Annotated in this window: 11 protein-coding genes; 8 read left to right on the top strand and 3 right to left on the bottom strand. The window is 61.0% G+C overall.

The annotated features are described in order from the left end of the window. Window positions 1-24 precede the first annotated feature (24 nt). A complete protein-coding gene (locus ACIPZF_RS00425; protein ID WP_400794191.1) occupies window positions 25-1,698 on the bottom strand; it encodes an AMP-binding protein in 1,674 nt (557 codons plus the stop codon). Between the two features lie 324 nt (window positions 1,699-2,022). On the opposite strand from ACIPZF_RS00425, the gene ACIPZF_RS00420 reads away from it, so the two are divergent. Genes ACIPZF_RS00420 through ACIPZF_RS00405 form a run of 4 tightly spaced genes read left to right on the top strand, consistent with a single transcriptional unit; the run spans window position 2,023 to window position 7,581 of the window. Continuing rightward, on the top strand, window positions 2,023-3,186 hold the full coding sequence (locus ACIPZF_RS00420; protein WP_400794189.1) for an isovaleryl-CoA dehydrogenase: 1,164 nt from the start codon (window positions 2,023-2,025) through the stop codon (window positions 3,184-3,186). A gap of 19 nt (window positions 3,187-3,205) precedes the next feature. After that, entirely contained in the window at window positions 3,206-4,813 is a 1,608-nt protein-coding gene (locus tag ACIPZF_RS00415; protein WP_400794188.1) for a carboxyl transferase domain-containing protein, read from the top strand. A 3-nt stretch (window positions 4,814-4,816) separates the two neighbouring features. After that, entirely contained in the window at window positions 4,817-5,632 is an 816-nt protein-coding gene (locus tag ACIPZF_RS00410; protein ID WP_400794186.1) for a gamma-carboxygeranoyl-CoA hydratase, read from the top strand. Beyond that, entirely contained in the window at window positions 5,629-7,581 is a 1,953-nt protein-coding gene (locus ACIPZF_RS00405) for an acetyl-CoA carboxylase biotin carboxylase subunit (RefSeq protein ID WP_400794184.1), read from the top strand. The genes ACIPZF_RS00410 and ACIPZF_RS00405 overlap by 4 nt, the downstream gene beginning before the upstream one ends. 33 nt (window positions 7,582-7,614) lie before the next feature. Here ACIPZF_RS00405 and ACIPZF_RS00400 read toward each other — a convergent pair whose 3' ends face one another. Further along, window positions 7,615-8,322 (bottom strand): S24 family peptidase, encoded by a 708-nt coding sequence (locus ACIPZF_RS00400; protein WP_400794182.1) that lies wholly within the window; start codon window positions 8,320-8,322, stop codon window positions 7,615-7,617. An 88-nt stretch (window positions 8,323-8,410) separates the two neighbouring features. Here ACIPZF_RS00400 and ACIPZF_RS00395 point away from each other — a divergent pair, with 88 nt between their 5' ends. Both ACIPZF_RS00395 and ACIPZF_RS00390 read left to right on the top strand, forming a co-directional pair. After that, complete coding sequence (locus ACIPZF_RS00395; RefSeq protein ID WP_400794180.1) at window positions 8,411-8,722, top strand: DUF6124 family protein; 312 nt, start codon at window positions 8,411-8,413, stop codon at window positions 8,720-8,722. Window positions 8,723-9,161: 439 nt separating this feature from the next. After that, window positions 9,162-9,677: a DUF4880 domain-containing protein gene (locus tag ACIPZF_RS00390; RefSeq protein ID WP_400794178.1), complete on the top strand. Its 516-nt coding sequence runs from the start codon at window positions 9,162-9,164 to the stop codon at window positions 9,675-9,677. Window positions 9,678-9,700: 23 nt separating this feature from the next. Here the strand turns inward: ACIPZF_RS00390 and tssM are convergent, their stop codons facing one another. Continuing rightward, entirely contained in the window at window positions 9,701-13,237 is a 3,537-nt protein-coding gene (tssM, locus tag ACIPZF_RS00385) for a type VI secretion system membrane subunit TssM (RefSeq protein ID WP_400794176.1), read from the bottom strand. A gap of 384 nt (window positions 13,238-13,621) precedes the next feature. On the opposite strand from tssM, the gene icmH reads away from it, so the two are divergent. Both icmH and ACIPZF_RS00375 read left to right on the top strand, forming a co-directional pair. Further along, complete coding sequence (icmH, locus tag ACIPZF_RS00380) at window positions 13,622-14,458, top strand: type IVB secretion system protein IcmH/DotU (RefSeq protein ID WP_400794174.1); 837 nt, start codon at window positions 13,622-13,624, stop codon at window positions 14,456-14,458. Window positions 14,459-14,476: 18 nt separating this feature from the next. Then, window positions 14,477-16,588 (top strand): type VI secretion system Vgr family protein, encoded by a 2,112-nt coding sequence (locus tag ACIPZF_RS00375; protein ID WP_400794172.1) that lies wholly within the window; start codon window positions 14,477-14,479, stop codon window positions 16,586-16,588. Window position 16,589: the final 1 nt, after the last annotated feature.

Below are 16,589 nucleotides of genomic sequence, written 5' to 3'. Positions count from 1 at the left end.
GGACCAGAACACCGGAGCAGCGCCTTATCGCACCGAGAGCTCTGCCGCACTGACTTCACGCATGCGAAACTTTTGCACCTTCCCCGTTACCGTCATCGGGAATTCATCGACAAAGCGGAAATGCCTGGGTGCCTTGAAATGCGCCAGCCTCGCCTTGCACCACTGCTGCAGCTCATCCGCAGTTACGCTGTGCCCCGGATGCAGACGAATCCACGCCACCACCTCCTCGCCATAGTTGCTGCACGGAATCCCCACCACCTGCGCCTCGGCCACCGCCGGGTGCGTGTGGAAGAACTCCTCCAGCTCGCGCGGGTAGATGTTCTCCCCGCCCCTAATGATCATGTCCTTATTGCGCCCGACAATGCGCACATACCCCTGCTCGTCCATCACCGCCAGATCGCCCGAATGCATCCAGCCGGACGGGTCGATGGCATCCGCCGTCGCCTGCAGATTGTCCCAATAGCCGAGCATCACGCTGTAACCCCGGGTGCACAGCTCGCCGATCTCGCCGCGCGCGACGATGCGCCCGTCGACGTCCACCAGTTTGGTCTCCAACTGCGGCTGGGTGCGGCCGACCGTGGTCACGCGCAGTTCCAGCTCATCGTCCGGGCCGGTCTGCAGCGACACCGGGCTGGTTTCGGTCATGCCGTAGGCAATCTGCACCTCGGCCATGTGCATCTGGTCGATCACCCGGCGCATCACTTCGATCGGGCAAGTGGCGCCGGCCATGATGCCGCTGCGCAGGGTCGAGAGGTCCAGCTGCGGGCGTGATGGGTGGTCGAGCATGGCGATGAACATGGTCGGCACCCCATAGAGAATGCTCGCGCGCTCTTCGGCGACGGCGCGCAGGGTGAGCTCGGCGTCGAAGGCGTCGTTGGGGTAGATCATGGTGCTGGCGTGGGTGATGCAGCCGAGGTTGGCCATGACCATGCCGAAGCAGTGGTACAGCGGCACGGGGATCACCATGCGGTCGCGCTCGGTCAGGCCGAGGCTCTCGCCTACCATGAAACCGTTGTTGAGGATGTTGTAGTGGCTGAGCGTGGCGCCCTTGGGCGCACCGGTGGTGCCGGAGGTGTACTGGATGTTTACCGGCTGGTCGATCTGCAGGCTATGCTGGCGCGCGGTGTAGGCTTCGACGGAGGTCTGCCCTGCCCGTTCGGCCAGGTGTTGCCAGGGCAGGAAGCCGCTAGGCGGATTGACTGCCAGGCTGACCACCCCACGCAGCTCAGGCAGGCGCTCGCTGGCGAGCTCGCCCAACGCTGCGGTCGCCAGCTCTGGCAGCAGTTCCTGCACCATCGCGTGGTAATCGGATGTCTTGAAGGCGTCGGCGCACACCAGCCAGCGGCAGCCGGACTGGCGCAGCACGTACTCCAGCTCGCTGACCCGATAGGCCGGGTTGATGTTCACCAGAATCGCGCCGACCTGCGCACTGGCCAACTGCAGGATGCACCACTGGGCACAGTTGGGCGCCCAGATGCCGATCCGCTCGCCGGTAGTCACGCCCAGGGCCATCAAGGCGCGGGCATGGGTATCGACCTGCTCGGCCAACTGCTGCCAGGTGTAGCGCACACCCTGGTGGCGCACCACCAGCGCTTCGCGGTCGGGGAAACGGGCCACGGTGGCATCGAAGGCCTGGCCGATGGTCGCGGTAAGCAAAGGGTGGTCCTGGCGACCTCGGGTGTAGCTGAGTTGACTCATGGGTGTCCCTTCTTGTGGTTGTTCTGGGCACGGCTGAAACAAGCGACGAATACTCTGGCGCAGATTTACGTTTACGTAAAGGTGATGAGTAGATTGACAGTGATTCATGACAGGCTTACGTTAACGTAAAGGTGAAAACGACACCGCTCTCGACGATCGACTCTGAACCCTGTGGGAGCGGGCTTGCCCCGCGAAAGCGATCATTCGGGCAATGATGGCGGCCCAGCTGATGCATTCGCCGGGCAAGCCCGCTCCCACAGAGGCCGTGATTCCGTCAATGAGCTACGGTGCAATCCATATTTCAAGAACAAGAAGGTGCCCCCCATGCATTACCCCTCCCTGAACTTCGCCCTGGGCGAAACCATCGACATGCTGCGTGACCAGGTACGCACCTTCGTCGCCGCCGAGCTGGCGCCACGCGCCGCGCAGATCGACCACGACAACCTGTTCCCCGCCGACATGTGGCGCAAGTTCGGCGACATGGGCCTGCTCGGTATTACCGTTTCCGAGGAATACGGCGGTGCTGGCCTGGGCTACCTGGCCCATGTGGTGTCGATGGAAGAGATCAGCCGCGGCTCGGCCTCGGTGGCCCTCTCCTACGGCGCCCATTCCAACCTGTGCGTCAACCAGATCAACCGCAACGGCACTCACGAGCAAAAGCTCAAATACCTGCCCAAGCTGATCAGCGGCGAGCACATCGGCGCCCTGGCCATGAGCGAACCCAACGCCGGCTCCGACGTGGTGTCGATGAAGCTGCGCGCCGAAAAACGCGGTGACCGCTACGTGCTCAACGGCAGCAAGACCTGGATCACCAACGGCCCCGACGCCAACACCTACGTGATCTACGCCAAGACCGACCTGGACAAGGGCGCCCACGGCATCACCGCGTTCATCGTCGAGCGCGACTGGCAAGGCTTCAGCCGCAGCAACAAGTTCGACAAGCTGGGCATGCGCGGCTCCAACACCTGCGAGCTGTTCTTCGATGACGTCGAAGTGCCGGAAGAAAACATCCTCGGCCAACTCAACGGCGGCGTGCGGGTGCTGATGAGCGGCCTCGACTACGAGCGCGTGGTGCTGTCCGGTGGCCCCACCGGCATCATGCAAAGCTGCATGGACCTGGTGGTGCCGTACATCCACGACCGCAAACAGTTCGGCCAGAGCATCGGCGAGTTCCAGCTGATCCAGGGCAAGATCGCCGACATGTATACCCAGCTCAACGCCAGCCGCGCCTATCTGTATGCTGTGGCCCAAGCTTGTGACCGTGGCGAGACCACTCGCAAGGACGCTGCCGGGGTGATTCTCTACACCGCTGAGCGCGCAACCCAAATGGCCCTGGAAGCGATCCAGATTCTCGGTGGCAACGGCTACATCAACGAGTTCCCGGCTGGCCGCCTGCTGCGCGACGCCAAGCTGTATGAAATCGGCGCCGGCACCAGCGAAATCCGCCGGATGCTGATCGGCCGCGAACTGTTCAACGAAACCCGCTGAGCACAAGGGACGGGCGCACATGGCTACCTTGCACACCCAGATCAACCCGCGTTCGGCGGAGTTCGCCGGCAACAGCGCGGCCATGCTCGAACAGGTCCAGGCCCTGCGCGGCCTGCTCGCCCAAGTGGCACAGGGCGGCGGGCCGAAAGCCCAGGAGCGGCACACATCGCGCGGCAAACTCCTACCGCGTGAACGGATAAATCGCCTGCTCGATGCGGGCTCCCCCTTCCTCGAAATCGGCCAGCTGGCCGCCCATGAGGTGTATGGCGAAGACGTGCCCGCCGCAGGTGTGATCGCCGGCATTGGCCGGGTCGAAGGCGTGGAATGCATGATCGTGGCCAACGACGCCACGGTCAAAGGCGGCTCCTACTACCCGCTGACAGTAAAAAAACACCTGCGCGCACAGACCATCGCCCTGCAGAACCGTTTGCCGTGCATCTACCTGGTGGACTCCGGCGGCGCCAACCTGCCGCGCCAGGATGAAGTGTTCCCCGACCGCGAGCACTTCGGGCGGATCTTCTTCAACCAGGCCAACATGAGCGCGCTGGGCATCCCGCAGATCGCCGTGGTCATGGGCTCGTGCACCGCAGGCGGCGCCTATGTGCCGGCGATGGCCGACGAAGCGATCATGGTCCGCCAGCAGGCGACCATCTTCCTCGCCGGCCCACCGCTGGTGAAGGCCGCCACTGGTGAGGTGGTAAGCGCCGAAGAGCTCGGCGGCGCCGATGTGCACTGCCGCACCAGCGGCGTGGCCGACCACTATGCCGACAACGACGAACACGCCCTGGCCCTGGCCCGGCGCAGTGTCGCCAACCTCAACTGGCACAAGCTCGGCAAGCTGCAGCGCCTGGCCCCGGTCGCACCGCTGTATGGCGCCGAAGAGCTCTATGGCGTGGTGCCGGCCGATGCCAAGCAGCCGTTCGATGTGCGCGAGGTGATCGCGCGTCTGGTCGATGGCTCGGTGTTCGATGAGTTCAAGGCGCTGTTCGGTACCACCCTGGTGTGCGGCTTCGCCTATTTGCACGGCTATCCGGTCGCAATCCTCGCCAACAATGGCATCCTCTTCGCCGAGGCCGCGCAGAAAGGCGCGCACTTCATCGAGCTGGCCTGCCAGCGCGGCATTCCGCTGCTGTTCCTGCAGAACATCACCGGTTTCATGGTCGGAAAGAAGTACGAAGAAGGCGGCATCGCCAAGCACGGCGCCAAGCTGGTGACGGCGGTGGCCTGCGCCCAGGTGCCGAAGTTCACGGTGATCATCGGCGGCAGTTTCGGTGCTGGCAACTACGGCATGTGCGGCCGCGCCTACGACCCACGCTTTCTGTGGATGTGGCCCAACGCGCGGATTGGCGTGATGGGCGCCGAACAGGCGGCCGGGGTGCTGGCGCAGGTCAAGCGTGAACAGAGCGAACGCAGCGGCCAGGCTTTCAGCGCCGAGGATGAAGCCCGGCTCAAGCAGCCGATTCTCGACCAGTACGAACACCAGGGCCACCCTTACTATTCCAGCGCCCGGCTGTGGGACGACGGCGTCATCGACCCGGCGCAAACCCGCGACGTGCTTGGCCTGGCGTTGTCCGCCGCGCTCAACGCGCCAATCGAACAGAGCCGCTTCGGCATTTTCCGGATGTGACCGATGAGCGATTTCAGCACCCTTGAAGTGACGCGCGACCCGCGCGGCTTCGCCACCCTGTGGCTGAGCCGCGAGGACAAGAACAACGCTTTCAACGCGCAGATGATCCGCGAACTGATCGTCGCCCTCGATCAACTGGCCGACGATGCCAGCCTGCACTTTTTACTGTTGCGTGGTCGCGGCCGGCATTTCAGTGCCGGCGCCGATTTGGCCTGGATGCAGCAGTCGGCGCAGCTGGACTTCAATACCAACCTGGATGATGCCCGCGAGCTGGGCGAGCTGATGTATGCCCTGCACCGCTTCAAAGTGCCGACCCTGGCTGTGGTGCAAGGCGCGGCCTTTGGCGGCGCGTTGGGGCTGATCAGCTGTTGCGACATGGCCATCGGCGCCGAGGACGCGCAGCTGTGCCTGTCGGAAGTGCGCATCGGCCTGGCCCCGGCGGTGATCAGCCCGTTCGTGGTCAAGGCCATCGGCGAACGTGCTGCGCGCCGCTATGCCCTGACTGCCGAGCGTTTCAGCGGCGTGCGCGCCCGTGAACTGGGCTTGCTGGCTGAGGTGTACCCTGCCGCTGAGCTGGAAACGCAGGTCGAGGCTTGGGTGGATAACTTGCTGCAGAACAGCCCGCAGGCTCTGCGCGCCACCAAGGACCTGCTGCGCGAAGTCGACGACGGCGAACTCAGCCCGGCCCTGCGCCGCTACTGCGAAAACGCCATCGCCCGCATTCGCGTCAGCGCCGAAGGCCAGGAAGGCCTGCGCGCCTTCCTGGAAAAGCGTCGCCCCGCCTGGCAAACCGAACCCAAGAAGGAGCCGCGCCCATGAGCCGCCCGACACTGACCACCCTGCTGGTCGCCAACCGCGGCGAAATCGCCTGCCGGGTAATGCGCACCGCCAAGGCCCTGGGCCTGACCACCGTGGCCGTGCACAGCGCCACCGACCGCGATGCCCGCCATAGCCGTGAAGCAGACACCCGCGTGGACCTGGGCGGCAGCAAGGCTGCCGACAGCTACCTGGTCGTCGACAAACTGCTCGCTGCGGCCAAGGCCAGCGGCGCCCAGGCCATTCACCCGGGTTACGGCTTTCTTTCCGAGAACGCAGGTTTCGCTCGCGCCATCGAAGATGCCGGGATGATCTTCCTCGGCCCCCCGGCCAGCGCCATCGATGCCATGGGCAGCAAATCGGCCGCCAAGGCGCTGATGGAAGCAGCCGGCGTACCGCTGGTGCCCGGTTACCACGGCGAAGCCCAGGACCTGGAAACCTTCCGTGCAGCGGCCGAGCGCATCGGCTACCCGGTGCTGCTCAAGGCCAGCGCCGGCGGGGGCGGCAAGGGCATGAAAGTGGTCGAGGAGGAAAGCCAGCTGGCCGATGCCCTCGCCTCGGCCCAGCGTGAGGCGCAGTCGTCGTTCGGCGATGCGCGCATGCTGGTGGAAAAGTACGTGCTCAAACCACGCCACGTGGAAATCCAGGTGTTCGCCGACCAGCACGGCAACTGCCTGTATCTCAACGAGCGTGACTGCTCGATCCAGCGCCGCCACCAGAAAGTGGTCGAGGAAGCGCCAGCTCCAGGGCTCTCGGCTGAACTGCGCCGGGCCATGGGCGAAGCGGCGGTGCGCGCGGCCCAAGCCATCGGTTATGTCGGCGCTGGCACCGTGGAGTTTTTGCTCGACGCCCGTGGCGAGTTCTTCTTCATGGAGATGAACACCCGCCTGCAGGTGGAGCACCCGGTCACCGAAGCCATCACTGGCCTCGACCTGGTAGCGTGGCAGATCCGCGTCGCCTGTGGCGAGCCGCTGCCGATCAGCCAGGAGCAGGTGCCGCTGATCGGCCATGCCATCGAAGTGCGCTTGTATGCCGAAGACCCGGCCAACGAGTTCCTGCCGGCCACCGGCACCCTGACGCTATACCGCGAGTCGGCCCCAGGTGAAGGCCGCCGGGTGGACAGCGGGGTCAGCGAAGGTGACGAGGTGTCGCCGTTCTACGACCCGATGCTGGGCAAGCTGATTGCCTGGGGCGAGAACCGCGAACAGGCGCGCCTGCGTTTGCTGGCGATGCTCGATGAGTTTGCCATCGGCGGGTTGAAAACCAATATTGCCTTCCTGCGGCGCATCCTTGCCCATCCAGCATTCGCCGCAGCCGAGCTGGACACCGGATTTATCCCGCGCCATCAGGAAGTTTTACTACCAGCACCGCAGGCGTTGCCCGCAAGCTTCTGGCAAGCAGCCGGTGAGGCGTGGTTGCAAGGCCAGCCAGCCCATCAGCGTGTCGACGACAACTGCTCGCCCTGGGCCGAGCGCAACGGCTTGCGCCTGGGCCTGCCGGCGCACAGCAGCCTGCACCTGCGCAGTGGTGGTGAAAGCCAGGCGATTGCCCTTGAGCATCACCCTGCGTCCGCTTGGCAACTGGACGGCGAACACCTGAGCCTGGGTGCCGATGGGGTGCGTCGACGTTATCTGGCGATACGCCGGGGCAATACGCTGTTCCTGCGCTGGGATGGCGAGATGCAGGCGGTCGAGGCCTTCGACCCCATCGCCGAAGCCGAGGCCAGCCATAGCCACCAGGGTGGGCTCGGGGCGCCGATGAACGGCAGCATCGTGCGCGTGCTGGTCCAGCCGGGCCAGGTGGTGGAAGCCGGAACGGCGCTGGTGGTGCTGGAAGCCATGAAGATGGAGCACAGCATCCGCGCACCGCATGGCGGCACGGTGAAGGCGTTGTTCTGCCAGGAAGGGGATATGGTCAGCGAAGGGACGGCACTGGTCGAACTGGTGGAATGATGTAGAGGGGGGCCGCTTGGCGGCCCCACAACTTCAGAAGATGCCGTGCACCCGCACGACCACGCCCAGAAACTCACAACCTTCCTCGCACACCAGGGCCGGATAGCTGCTGTTCAGCGCCTTCAGGTACCGCTGCCCGCCCTCTTCGGCCAGCTCACGCAATATCGCCGATTTTCCCGGCTGGCGCGCAATTACCAGTCGCCCAGGCGCTGCCTCGAGCCCCGGGTCCACCAGAATGCGCATCCCTTGTGGCACGCTACGGCCGCTGGCGGTGCTCATCGCATCATTTTCCACGGTCAGCCAGAACGCCTTGCCCTGCGCCAGATACTCGGTCTGTTCGTAGACAACAGGTTCGTCGGTTTCTAGTGCACCCAAGCGGTCCCAGGCCAGCAACGGATAGCGAAAACATACGATGTACTGCATCAGGTCGATGGCGTCATCCGCATCGTCCATTTCGTAGCGGGCGCTCTCCTCTCCCACCTGACCCAGCACGCGCAACTGCAGGCTGACGTGGTAATGCGGCATGCCCAGTTCGACGAACACCCGGTTCATCGAATCGACCTTGGGCTGACGCCGCTTGTTCACCCAGTGCCCCACGCTGCCTTGGGAAACCCCAACGCGTTCGGCGAGCTGCTCCTGGGAGATATCGAGCTCCTCCATCCGGTCACGGACGAGGGCAATCCATTTATCCATATTCATCGCTGGCACGATACGGACTGCCCTCCGGCGCTCAATAAACATTCAGTATTATTTATCTCAAAGCCAAAAAATACTTCAGGTATTAAAATCAACGCGGACCTTTTTCCTATTGGCATAAGCAGGTATCAGGATGAAACCACCGAAAAACGACGAAACAGAACTCGACAGCGAAGCAGCCCGCCGCGCCCTCGATTACTACCTCAATCCCAACCCCACCCGCCCCAGCGAACACAACCGCATCTGGACCCTGCACGACGGCGTCAGCAGCGAGCAGGCCCAGGAGCACGCCATCGCACTGCTGCGCTGCGCCGCCGCCACAGCCCATGAAACAGCCAGCCATCAAGAAGGCAGCCAGCGCGAACTGACCTTCGCGCTGATGCACATGATGGACATGGCCCGGGCCCTGCTGGAGCACAAGCGCGCCGCGCAAATCGGTGTGTAGAGGTATGAAAGAAAGGAAAAACGTGATGGCCGGGTAACGGCAAAAGCCCCGATTGCCGGCACAAGGAAGCGCTCCGGTAAAAGTTTTTTACCGGATAAGAGAAAAATCATTTGACTGGCAAATGATAACGATTATTATTGCACTCAGCTGGTCGCAAGATCAGCTGGATAACCTGAAAGCTTAGGTCGCTCTCAGATTATCTCCTCATCAGGCTAATCACGGTTTTTGACCCGGCTTTTTGCCGGGTCATTTTTTTTGGCTCTTCAGGCTAATGAAGATCGTTGATGGCGGCGATGATAGCAAAAGTGTGTCAGAGCGTGAACGCTCATTACAAAACTTTGCGGAATCAGCACTTGAGAATCAATCTCGTTTCGCCTACGCTGGTTGCGCATCAAGGAAGATGCCCCCACCCCTCCCCCCCTTGAGCAAGGAGCTGTCCATGAGCCGCCTGTTGCTGCCCCTTGAGCACCCCACGCCTGCTGCTGGCCATGACGCCGAGGACGCCCTGCTGCATGGCCTCAAGCGCTTGCCGCGCCGGGTCCAACAAGTGTTCCTGCTCAACCGCCTCGATCAGCTGGATTTCGCCAGCATCGCCAATCGCCTCGATTTGCCCTTGCTGAGCATCGAACGGCACATGAACCAAGCGCTGCAAGCAGCTCGTCCACAAGACGATGCTTTGGCCAGCGTTGCCGGGCAATGGTATGTGCGGCTGCAGAGCCCTGCTGCGACTTCCTGCGAACGAATCGACTTTCGCCGTTGGCTTGATGCCGACCCGGCACACCTGCAGGCCTTTCATGACACTGAACTGCGTTGGCGCCGTTTGCTGGCGCCGGCGCGCGAGTTAGGGCAGGACGAGTGGTATCGGCAAGGGCGTGCGGCGCTTTCGTTGGGAGGGTGTTCGATTGCTGTGGGGTTGGGGATTGCAGCACTGTTGCTTTTTGGCCTTTGGGCGTAAGCAAGATCAGCTTGCTGACGGGCTTATCGCCAAGCCTGCAACCCGTTCGAAGCGGAATGATCAATGAGGCTAAACGGCAGCTTGAAGCCCTTGAAGGGTTGCTGGGTAATTGGATTGTAGGCCTTTTCCGCGCTCACCTTGTAGCGCACCGCTCCATCCCCGACCGTGAAACTGAGGTCCACACTGGTGGGGGTACGGCCATTGAGCCCGCCACGGCTTAGCAAGCGGAACACTGACCAAGGCCCATGGGATTCCAGGGAGCTCATTTGGCCGTTGCTCCGAAGCAGCGTCAATGTGCTGCGTTGAAGCTGTGCGTTTGGCCAGGTGATGCTTACGCTGTGCCGAGAACCGCTGGTGTAGGCGATTTGTTGCCCACTCAGTTCCAGCAGGCTGGTGCGCTGGTTGCGGCTCAGGCCCAAGGGCTCGATGCTGAACTGCACGTTGAGGTTACCGCGGTTATCGAAGAAGGTTTCGCGAATATCTGCAGCCGCCTGCAATTGCTTTCTGACCTCATGCCTTATCAGCGAGCCACCTGAGTCGTTGATAGCCAGTGCAGTGGCGCTGTCCAGCAGAAACGCATCCAGATAGTCGGTGTGAAATTGCTGCAACTTCCCATCCGGCCCGAAGAAAGCTTCGAAATCCTCCAGCGAGGCATCGAACGGCTGTGCCGTGAACGGGTAACGCCCTGCCAAGCGCTGCTCGAAGAAGCTGTAAACATCGGTTTGCCAGCGAAGGTCCAGCTCTTGTAAAGCTTCGTTGATCATTACAGAAGCCATTTGCTCGGCAACTGACGAAATGTGTTGGCGAATGGGTTCAGGCAGACCTGATGCGACCCGCTGCAATGCGGTGATCGGGTCGGCCCCTTTACTGGAAAAACGTTGGAGTACCGCTTCGAGCGCTGCACTGCCCCGCTGAGGATCCTTCTGAACTGCCCTCGCATGATCGAGCACCGCCTTGATGGCCGCGAGGGTCTCATCGTAGTGACTGGGGCGCTCTCCGTGCTTTTCGAGCATCTCGTTCAAACCGGCGAAGGCCCGACGAATATCTGCTGCCTGAGCCCCTGGTTGCTGGTCTCCTTCAATTGAAGCAGGCTGTGTTTGGATGAGAGTATTCTCGCGCACCGTCTCCAGAAGCCGACGCAAAGGTGCTGCAGGGCCAGTAAGTTGCGCCAGCACTTCAACACCACCGTCCAGACTATTGAAATCGGTCACCGAAAGCTGCTGCAATGCCTGTCGCCAACTGGCGATGTAGTCAGCGCTGTAGAGGTTGTTCAATTGCTCAGCCAGTGCTGCGCGGTCGGCTTCGGAGCTGCCCAGTTGCTGGCGATCACCCAAAGCCCACTGATCGACCATGGCCATCTCGCTCAGCTGCTGGCTACGCGGCCCAAAGAACACGTTGAAACCCTTTGCCGTCAGCAGAGGCGCCAGCCGAGTGTACTCACTGCCTGAGTAGATGACGTCAAAAGCCGGACCCACGTGCTGGCGCAGATCCAGATCGGCCTGCAGCACCGACCCCGATTCATGCTTGAGGCTGGCATACAGCCGTTGCGGGTAAGGGACCGAGCGCAGATTTCGCTGGACCTCAGCGACACGCGGATGAAACGCCCGCAGATCGGCATCAGCATACTCAAGGGCGTATTGAAGGTGGCGCATCAGGTCACGCTGAACCTGCCCTTGACCAGGGAACGCGCTTTGCCACACACGCGCCATCCAGGCCTCCACCCACGGCGCGCGCCGGTGTGGCCGGTCCTCGATCATGCGGAAGATCCTCAGTGGCGCCATCTGTTGTTCACTGCCCGGTGGAGCGGCCTCCATGGCATCTACCAGGCCACTGGCCAACGCCGGTAGAAAACGCCGGGACAGAAGCCTCAGGTAAGCCTCATCGACCCTCGGACCAATGGCTCGTCCTTGGTAGAGCCCAGCGTCGCTCACACCTGGCCATGCCGAGCGGTAGTCGCCAAACACCGATACCGCATCCCGGATCTGTTGCAGCGGCGTTAGCAAGTCTCGCCCGGTTGGGTCGAGCTGCTCGTCTGATTCACCCATGCTGAAAGCTTGGCTCTTGACCAGAATGCTGTGAGTGTTGGCTTGGTTGATATCGAAAAAGCGGTGCAGATTTGCCCCCGCGACTGCAACCGCCAGCATGCTGACCCCGCTGCCAATCCACAGCCGCCGGTGTCTGTAATGGGTGGTTTCCTGATTATCGCCAGCTAATCCAGCCTCTGGGTAAACGACGCGTTGAAAAAGCTGCTGCGCGAAATACACATCCTTCCCTTGCCGCCTGCTGGCTACAAGCGGCGCAGGGCTGCCATAGGGCTGGGCAGCCTGCCGCACAAATGCATTATCGGGCCCCCCTTGCTGCAAGACCGAAGTGAAGTACATACCACGCAGCAGAGCCGGGGTTGGCGGTCGGTCACTTGCCAACGTTTCTTGCAGAAAACCCAACAGGGCCGGGCGCAACCCTGCCAATTGCGCTGGGAATGACAACAGGCGATCGCGCAGGTCCTGATCGAGCGCATCACCCATCCGATCACAGGCATGCTGCTGCACACGGTTGATCATCAGGTCGTATTGATTGGCGGCTTGATCGCGCCAGGCATCGGTAGTGCTGTCCGTTCGCAAGCTGAAGGAAAAACCAAAAATTCGCTCGCGTTCCAAGCTACTCAGCTTGCCGAACAGCTCTTCGAACCCCGTGAGCAAATCTACCTTGCTCAGCACGACGTACAGAGGCAGGCGCATGCCCAGTTCACTGTTCAACTCGCGAAGGCGTGCGTGCAGCAGGTGCGCCAGTGCCGAGCGGTCTTGCGGCGAGGCATGCAGGATTGCTGCGAGGTCGACGACCAATACCAACCCATTGAGCGGCCTCTGCTTGCGGTTGAGCACGAGCCAATGCAGCAGGTGCATCCATAGCTTGGCTTGAGTACCTGCAGGCGGCTTGGGAGGGTCGTCTGCATTGGTCTGCCCAAAGGGGTCTCCCCCATGGGTATGGAAATCCCCTGGAGGGTCAATGAGGACTGCATCGTCACTGACCCACCAATCCACCGCATAAGCGGATGGATCTTCCTGCCGGCCAAGGGCCTGAGCTTTGTCGATATGGGTCAGGGAGAAGCATTGGCCGGAACGCTCGACCAGGCTGCTCTTGCCTGCGCCCCTTGAGCCAAGCACCAGATAAAACGGCAACTGATACAAGGCCCGATGTCCGCCTGCGTGGTCGAGGTAGCGTGCAAGCTGTCGATCGAGGGCCCGCTGCTGATCCTGGATATAGGTGAGGCTCGGGTCTGCTTCAGCGGCGGCAGCCTGGTCGCGCTCCAACTGTAGCCGTCGAAAGCGTGCGCGCAGTACGAGCAACGCGCAAAGCATCGGCACTATGACTAGCACTAAGCTGGCGACCGCCCGATATTCCACACGGGCCAGCGGATGGTATTCACCCCAGGCCCAATGAGGGCCGAGCCACCAGATGCCGATCAGCATGAGGGTCAGTACGATTCCCGTTGCGAGCGGCAGGAGGGGGGTGGCTGGGGGAGAACGCCAGACACTCAAGAGCTTCCATGGTTTGTTCATTGGGTCCTGCCTAGTTGCTTTACGCGCTGCGAGACTCGGCGCAATTCGATGGAGGCCAGCCCAGAAAGACCTGTTCCAAACATCAAGCGCCGCGAGAGAGTAGTGCAGCCCGCCGCATCATACAAATAAATATAAACTTACACTTTTACTCTCGACCTAAGTCGCTCGTAGCGAGCATCGTTTTTAACAAGAAAGCTACGACACCAACATATTAAGCAACAACAGACAAAGACCGTAGGAACTTTCATCAAAAAAGACATTTATCTGTAGGAAAGTTCCTACAAATATAAAGGCGAATACTGCAATCAAGGATTTTTCCTACACGCTTAACCACAGCGAAAATGAGGTCGAGTACTGCTGCACGGTGCGAAAAGGAGTGAACAAATGACAACTCGCTCAATGGAGCCGAACGGATTACGCCCAGTGTTGACAAGACGAATCGATTTTCCAGGCGGCGCCAAAGATGGACCTGCTGCGCTGACTAGCGCCTCCAATTTCTCAGACGCCTATCCTGCCGACCCCGACTTCACGTTGCGCACCGGCTTGATGAACCCCATGTGCGATGCCGCCATGCCTCTGCTCGGGCTGGCCATGCGCCTGAAGACGCTGGACCATCACGACGATGTGACAGAGCTTTATCGGCGGGTCCATATTGCAGTGACCACTATTCTCGAAGAGATGCGCCAGCTTCGTTATGAGTCTGTGCTGATCTCCGCCTACTCCTATGCACTCTGCCTTCACCTCGATGAAACTGTAATGCTCACAACGTGGGGCAGGCAGTCCGAATGGAGCCAACAATCACTTCTCAGTGTCTTCCATGATGATGCGCTTGGCGGCGAGAAACTGTATGACCTGATAGCCCGACTGAATAAAGAGCCCAAGCGCTTCCTGCACGTACTGGAGTTTATCTATGTGGTGCTTTGCATGGGGCTGAGGGGGAAGTACGCCATGGACCCCAACGATGGCAAAGAGCGTGAAAAACATATAACAAGCCTGCGCAGGACCATCCGTGAACTGCGCGGACCGCTTCCAGAGTTGCTTCCCGACACAATCAGCAATGTTGCTCCCTGCAATGCTCGCAAACGCAAATACTGGCCATGGTGGAGTCCTTTATTAGCCGGCGCCGGCACTATTGTGGCGATGTACAGCTATTACAGCTATCAACTTCACTTGATGACCGAGAACGTACTGACATCCCTTAATTCCATCTTGCAGCCTTGACCGTGCTCAGGAGCCAACATGACTTGCCATTCTGACCTGCGTTACACCTTTCAGCCCTTGGTCGGTGGGGCTGAGTTCGAGGTGGTGTCGTTCACGCTCACGGAAGAACTCTGTAAACCTTTCGCACTCAATCTGGAATTGGTCAGCCACGAAGACGATATCGACTTCGGCAGGCTCCTCGACAAGCCAGTGCTGTTCACCATCTGGAAAGGTGAACGACCGCTGCGCTACGTGCACGGTTTGGTCAGCAGCTTCAGCCAAGGTGAAAGCGGCTTCTACCGCACCTATTACCATGCCCTGATCGAACCTCAGCTGGCACGCGCAGACCTGCGCTCCAACTGGCGCATCTTTCAGCATAAGAGCGTGCCGCAAATTCTGGAAATAATGCTTCAGCGCCAAGGTATCCAGCAGTTCGAACTGCGCGCGATGTCCGATCATCAGACCCGCGAATTTTGCGTACAGGCCGGCGAGACCGACCTCGAATTCATCGCCCGACTGGCTGCAGAAGAAGGGTTTGTCTACCGCTTCGAGCACAGCCCTAACCAGCACAAGCTGCTGATCACAGACCGGCTGCGATCCATGGGCATGATCGGCCACGGTGTCATCAAAACCGAGGATGACGACGAAGGTTTCCATGAGGATGACCGGCCGAGTGGCCCCGATACTGTGCTGTACCACGCCACCGGTGGTGGCGACCAACCGAAGCCATGCCTGCGGCGCCTGCGCTACAGCGAGCAGGTGCGCAGTTCGCGCCAGGTACAACGGGATTACACCTTCACCAACCCAGCCTACCGCCAGCAGCACAGCGCCCATGCGCCCAGCGCGGAACTGAAGCATCAATCCTCCAGCTACGAACGTTTCGACTACCCCGGCCGCTACAAGCGCGATGCGGTAGGCAAGCCGTTTACCGAGAACCGCATCACTGCACTGCGCCACGATGCTCGCCTCGCCGAAGTCACCGGTGACGATGTACGCCTGCAGCCGGGCCTGAGTTTCACCCTCACCGATCACCCGCGTGACGACCTGAATATGCATTGGCGGGTGACCCGCGTGGAACATGAGGGCAGGCAGTTCACCAGCCTGCAGGAAGAGGCCGTCGGGGTCGACCAGAGTACACAGTACGAACAAACCGCCGTACTGGTGCCTGGCCTGACCGAATGGCGCCCTGCCCCACTGCCCAAACCCCGCATCGATGGTCCGCAGATGGCCACCGTGGTCGGGCCACCGGGCGAAGAGATCTACTGCGACGAGTGGGGCCGGGTCAAGGTCAGCTTCCCGTGGGACCGCGAGAGCCAGGATAACGAATTCAGCTCCTGCTGGGTTCGCGTTTCGCAAGGTTGGGCCGGGGGCAGTTGGGGTTCGATGGCCATCCCACGTATCGGCCAGGACGTGATCATCCAGTATGTCAATGCCGACCCCGACCAACCGATGATCACCGGGCGCACCTACTGCGGCAACCAGCTACCGCCCTACGACCTTCCGAAACACAAGACACGCATGACGATCAAGAGCCAGACCCACAAGGGTAAGGGCTTCAACGAGCTTCGTTTCGAAGATGAACTTGGCAAGCAGGAGGTGTTCATCCACGCCGAGCGCGACCAGAACAACGTGGTCAAGCACGATGAAACCACGCAGGTTGGCAATGACCGCACGGAGCAGGTCGAACGTAACGAATCAATAACAATCGGCTGTGACCGATGCAAAACAGTCGGCAATAACGAAGACGTCATCATCGGCCAGAACGCATCAGTCAGCATTGGCAGAAATCAGCACGTCGCGATTGCTTTAGACCGCATCGAAGCAGTGGGCAACAACCGCCAGGACAGCATCAAGGCCAACCATACGGTCGAGGTCGGTGGCCAATATGTGCAACGGGTGCAGGAGGTCATCGATATCACCGCTGGCCAGGCGGTACGGCACCACACCCAGACCTTTGAACTCGACGCCTCACAGAGCATCACGCTCAAAGCGCCTGGAGGCACCCTTCGCATCGACGCCGATGGCATTACGCTGGATGGCACCCACGTCTTCATCAAAGGCCCGATCAAGACTGAGGCGACAGGTTCCGGCAATGCACTATCGGTGACTGGCCAAGTAATGCAGGATGCAGACAAATGCACCGAGCAGTGAG

The sequence above is a fragment of the Pseudomonas sp. NPDC089752 genome, assembly GCF_044748725.1.
GTDB lineage: Bacteria > Pseudomonadota > Gammaproteobacteria > Pseudomonadales > Pseudomonadaceae > Aquipseudomonas.
Note: the sequence above shows the minus strand (reverse complement) of the source record. Positions and strands in the feature narration are given on the sequence as shown.

Excerpts from the sequence above, each read along its gene's own strand:
- ACIPZF_RS00425 (WP_400794191.1), bottom strand. The coding sequence starts at position 1,698 with ATGAGTCAACTCAGCTACACCCGAGGTCGCCAGGACCACCCTTTGCTT.
- ACIPZF_RS00420 (WP_400794189.1), top strand. The coding sequence starts at position 2,023 with ATGCATTACCCCTCCCTGAACTTCGCCCTGGGCGAAACCATCGACATG.
- ACIPZF_RS00415 (WP_400794188.1), top strand. The coding sequence starts at position 3,206 with ATGGCTACCTTGCACACCCAGATCAACCCGCGTTCGGCGGAGTTCGCC.
- ACIPZF_RS00410 (WP_400794186.1), top strand. The coding sequence starts at position 4,817 with ATGAGCGATTTCAGCACCCTTGAAGTGACGCGCGACCCGCGCGGCTTC.
- ACIPZF_RS00405 (WP_400794184.1), top strand. The coding sequence starts at position 5,629 with ATGAGCCGCCCGACACTGACCACCCTGCTGGTCGCCAACCGCGGCGAA.
- ACIPZF_RS00400 (WP_400794182.1), bottom strand. The coding sequence starts at position 8,322 with ATGTTTATTGAGCGCCGGAGGGCAGTCCGTATCGTGCCAGCGATGAAT.
- ACIPZF_RS00395 (WP_400794180.1), top strand. The coding sequence starts at position 8,411 with ATGAAACCACCGAAAAACGACGAAACAGAACTCGACAGCGAAGCAGCC.
- ACIPZF_RS00390 (WP_400794178.1), top strand. The coding sequence starts at position 9,162 with ATGAGCCGCCTGTTGCTGCCCCTTGAGCACCCCACGCCTGCTGCTGGC.
- tssM (WP_400794176.1), bottom strand. The coding sequence starts at position 13,237 with ATGAACAAACCATGGAAGCTCTTGAGTGTCTGGCGTTCTCCCCCAGCC.
- icmH (WP_400794174.1), top strand. The coding sequence starts at position 13,622 with ATGACAACTCGCTCAATGGAGCCGAACGGATTACGCCCAGTGTTGACA.
- ACIPZF_RS00375 (WP_400794172.1), top strand. The coding sequence starts at position 14,477 with ATGACTTGCCATTCTGACCTGCGTTACACCTTTCAGCCCTTGGTCGGT.